The organism is Azospirillum sp. TSO22-1 (assembly GCF_003116015.1).
Classification (GTDB): Bacteria; Pseudomonadota; Alphaproteobacteria; order Azospirillales; family Azospirillaceae; genus Azospirillum.
Window position 1 is genome coordinate 1 of sequence record NZ_LGQZ01000204.1, and the last position, 4,921, is coordinate 4,921.

2 protein-coding genes are annotated in these 4,921 nt (G+C 64.8%); both read left to right on the plus strand.

Features of this window, described 5'->3' with window-relative positions; translation table 11 throughout:
* On the plus strand, window positions 1-698 hold a 698-nt coding region (locus TSO221_RS33755), incomplete at its 5' end, for a calcium-binding protein (RefSeq protein WP_199229745.1).
* Between the two features lie 1,805 nt (window positions 699-2,503).
* On the plus strand, window positions 2,504-4,921 hold a 2,418-nt coding region (locus TSO221_RS33760), incomplete at its 3' end, for a calcium-binding protein (protein WP_282187867.1).

Here is a 4,921-nt window from a genome sequence, read left to right on the forward strand (position 1 = left end):
ACCAGACCTTCGTCACCATCGGCGGGCCGCACGTGGTGACCGAGGACCGCGACGCCGGCCACGACGTGCTGGAGTTCGGTCCGGGCATCACGCCGGCCGACGTGGTCCTGCTGCGCCAGGGCGACAACCTGCTGGTCGGGCTGCGCGACCCGGCGGCGCCGGACGCGCCGTTCGAGCAGCTGGCCGACCGGCTGACGGTGCGCGACTTCTTCAAGGACAACAACCGGATCGAGACGCTGCGCTTCGCCGACGGCACGACGCTGGCGCCGGAGGAACTGGGCATCGGGCAGTTCGTCGCCACCGCGGTGGACGCCGGGGAGCGGGTGGTCACCGCGGCCGGGCACCCGAACGGTGCCGAGGCGCTGCACGCGGCGAGCGCCGCCGCAGTGGCGGCGCTCGGCGGGTTGAGCGGGGAGCAGGAGGCGCTGCTGAACCTCGGCGCGCAGCCGGCCGGGGCGCCGGCGCCGGTCCGGCCGCGGTTTTCCGGCGCTCGCGTCTGCCGTCGGTGTCAGATATGGCACCGGCACGTGCGGCGGCTCTCCCATCGCATTCAAGCGGCGCAGGGGAATGCCGGAATCCGTACATGGAAACGGGAAGCGGCGGGCGCTTGGAGCAGCGCGGCGAGGGGCGATGTGAGGAGGACCCTACGATGCGTTTCGCCGATTGTGCAGCAATTAATAAAAAATACGATTTTTTGATTGTGTTGACCGGTAAAGCTTCGCGCGCTAGATCGTGATTCTTGCATTCTTGTTTCGTATGTTTGCGTGATTGTTGCGTGGATCGACTGGAAGCAGCACGGGGGCTGTGCATGAAGGACAGATCGCAACAGAGCATCAGGAAGGGCCACCGGCTGGGGCCAATGATGGTATGGGCAGGGTGCGCGGCGCTCTTTTACTATAGGCCTGGGCTGCGATCATACCGTACGGAGCGCGAGGTGGCGAGCCTCATATGACCATCCGCTGCGGACTTTTGCCGCATGCGCCACCTTGCGATTGTGTTGAATTTCTTAAATCTCCCGGGTAAAGGGTTATGTCGTGCGATTATTTTGCAACCGTGTACGATTCTATCGTCAACCAGCGGCCTGAGGGCGCCGCTATTGGTGCGCCTCTGATTCGAATTGCCGGGGGCATACTGGCCATGTTCGATAACATCTCGCAACGACCTAGGAAGTTATCGGTGATTTCATGAGGGCGGCTTCCAGGTATCCTTATGGCTCTATATTTTTTTGGTGCTGGTTCTTGCTTATCGCAAAGGCCGGTGAAGATACAGCCTTATTAATTATAGATAACTATAATAGCAGATATATCGCTGTCACAATAACAATATTCATAGCAATTTTTGCTGGTCTTTTTAATTTATTTCTTCATGTGATTGATGCGAAACACATGATTGCTGATGGCGTTGATCGGAGGAGCGGTAGAATAGCAGGCGCGCAATTTGTTTCAATTGCCATGTGCTTGGCTGGCATAATTTTGATGTATTATAGTTATACTAGATGGTTTCCACATATTAATTGCCGTTCTGACTGTCTAAAGAATGACAAATGGTTTGCCACGAACCTTAAATATTTTGCCATGGGCTTGCATGGAGTGACGATACCACCCTCAGCATTCTCTCGTTATATTGCTGTGCGTATATGGCCTGCCAGGTAGGAAGAACTGAATGTAAATCTCGGAAATTTTAGCAGGTAGAAGAAATGTCTTCGGCAAGTGGAATAAGCAAGATCCAAAACAATGGTCATGGTGCAATTAATAACCTTGACAAGCTTAACAAATTCAATGAATTTCTAGATAAAATCACCGAAAAAGAAGATCCTAAAGCTGTATTGGATTTTGACTCTCCGTCTGATCTTTCAGATACGTTCGCGCTATTGGTAACCAAATACGGTCCTGATTTTGCTGGCTCGGTGGCGGGCGCAGTCGTCACAAGATATTTTGGAGGTATCGCGGGAGAGCGAGCGTCGACCATTGTGACGCAAATAATACAGCATGCAATGCCAGAAGACTCGTTTCAAGTTATCAGCGATTTTGCCTTGGATCAATTTGGAACCGGTAAGCTTAGGGACCGTGCCGAGACGCTGATTATGTCGGTCAGCGTTGCCCAAGAATTCGGGATTAATTTAGCGAAAGATTTCCCTGAGGAATATGCTAAAATTAAGGGCCAGCTTGGTCGCTATGCAGAGCGATCATACGAAGTTCGTGACATGCTCGCAACCAATAAGGCATGGTTCGAGGATCTTGAGACGAGCGCAGCTCTCGATCGTGCAGTAGAATTTCGCGACAAGCTTCTGGCAGCGGGGGAGCCGATTGAGGCGGCTCTCAATCAAACTTATGAATATCTTAAGTCGATAGCCCCTCCGGAAAGCGTCTGGCGTCAGCCGTCCGGCACGTTGTCTTATGAAGCCAATCAGTATGGAAATGGATGCACGGTTGACCCCGCCACTCTGCAGGAGCTTCGGCAATTATTTGGAACCCCGGTCGAAAGCTCTCCTGACCTCGACTCCTTGGAAGGTGGGGCGGGCGACGATTCGCTCGAAGGCGGCGGCGACGGCGACCCCCTCCTCGACAACAACGACAGCGTCCGCTCAACCATCACCGGCGCACAGCTTGGCTCGACGATCGGCGGGACGCTGGGCAAATTCCTCGGCAACGGCGACCCGCTGGCGGCGGTGGCGGCCTCCGCCGTGCTCGAGGCGTTCGGCAAGAACCTCGGCCAGACCGTCGACGGCCTCGTCGCCGGGGCCAGCCTGACCGACGCCGCCGGCCACGCCTTCTCCGACTTCAGCGCGGACCTCGGCGGCTCGCTGGTCGGCGGTGGGCTGGGTGCCCTCGGCTCAGTCGTCGTCGGCAAGCTCGTTGATGCGCTCGGCCTGGAGGGCGTGCCCGGCCAAGTGCTCGGCGCCGGGCTCCAGGTCGGCGTCGTCAATCCCCTGGTCAACACCGCGCTGGCCAACCTCGGCCTGCCGGTCGCCGAGGGCGTCTCCACCAGCCTCGCCAGCAACGTCGCCACCACCTTCGATTTCAGCCAGGTCGCCAGCGTCGCCAGCATCGCCAACGCCTTCGGCGGCTTCGCCGGCTCGTTCCTGGCCAACCAGATCCTGCCGGCCGAGACCATCGGCGGCCAGATCGGAGGCGCGGTCGGCGGCGGCATCGGGGCGGCGATGCTGGCCGGGCAGACGCTGATCCCCATCCCCGGCGTCGGCGCGCTGATCGGCGCCTTCGTCGGCACGCTGTTCGGCACCGCGCTCGGCAACATGTTCGGCCACGCGTCCTCGGGCCCGCTGACCGGCGCCCAGGTGGTGTGGAGCGACGGCGACGGCTTCACGGTGGGGCCGAGCGGCGCCGACAACGGCGCCGACGTCGGCGTGGCGATCCAGCTGGCCGAGGCCACCGCGCAGGCGCTCGACGCGGTGCTGGCGATGACCGGCGGCACGCCGGCGCAGACGCCGCGCATGGTGATGGTGGGCTACGACCGCGACGGCGTGTTCGTCGAGGACGGCAACGGCGCGGCCAAGCTGCATCCCGACGACGGCGGCGCGGCGGTGACCGAGGCGGTGCTGCGCACGCTGCGGCGCACCGCGCTGGAGGGCGGCGACCCGGTGATCCTGCAGGCGCTGGCGGCGACGCAGGCCGACGACCTGGAGGAGCTGTTCGCCGACCTCAGCATCGCCCAGGACTACAGCCGCTACCTGGAGCACCGCGAGGAGATCGAGGCGGCGATGGCGGCGGAGCCGGCGTCGACCTTCGCGGTGGGCTGGGGGCTGACGCTGGCGCGCGCCGACCAGCTCGGGCTGGACCAGCCGATCGGCCACTGGCCGCCGAGCCTGACGGTGCTCGCCGGCAGCGACGGCGACGACCTCCAGGGCGAGGCCGCCGACGCGGCCGCCACCGGCGCGGCGCCGGCGGGCGGGGACGGGGCGGAGCCGGGCGGGCTGCTGGCCGCCATCCTGCAGCCGGCGGTGGCGCCGTCGCGCGACGAGCTGTTCCTGGGCAGCGCCGGCGCCGACACCATCAACGGCGGCGGCGGCACCGACACGGTGTCCTACGCGGACTCCGACGCGGCGGTCTCGGTCGACCTGGAGACCGGCATCGGCCGCGGCGGCCACGCCGAGGGCGACCGGCTGTCGGGCATCGAGAACCTCACCGGCTCGCGCTTCGACGACGCGCTCACCGGCAACGCGGCGGCCAACGTGCTGGACGGCGGCGCCGGCAACGACACGCTGTCCGGCGGGGCGGGCGACGACCGGCTGGTCGGCGGCGCCGGGGCGGACGTGCTCGACGGCGGCGTGGGCGTGGACACCGCCAGCTACGCCGGCTCGCGCGCCGGGGTCACGGTCGACCTGGGCGCCGGCACCGGCACGGGCGGCGACGCCGAGGGCGACCGGCTGTCGGGCATCGAGAACCTGGTCGGCTCGCGCCACGCCGACGCGCTGACCGGCGACGGCGGCGCCAACCGGCTGGACGGCGGGGCGGGCAACGACACGCTGAGCGGCGGCGGCGGCGCCGACACGCTGCTCGGTGGGGCGGGCGACGACGTGATCGTCGCCGACAGCACCGACCGCATCGACGGCGGGGCGGGCACCGACCGCGTGGTGTTCACCGACGCCGGCGGCGTGCGGCTGGACGTCGCCGGGGTGGCGGCGGAGCAGGTCGTCGGCACGGACCAGGCCGACCGGCTGTGGGCGTCGGGCGGGCACGTCGGCGTCATGGACGGCGGCGGCGGCGACGACCAGATCGGCGGCGGCTGGAGTGCGGACCGGCTGTCCGGCGGGGCGGGCGACGACCTGCTGCTGGGCAGCGGCGGCGACGACGTCTACGTGCTGCGCCGGGGCGACGGCACCGGCACGGTGTACGACGCCGTCAACCAGACCTTCGTCACCATCGGCGGGCCGCACGTGGTGACCGAGGACCGCGACGCCGGC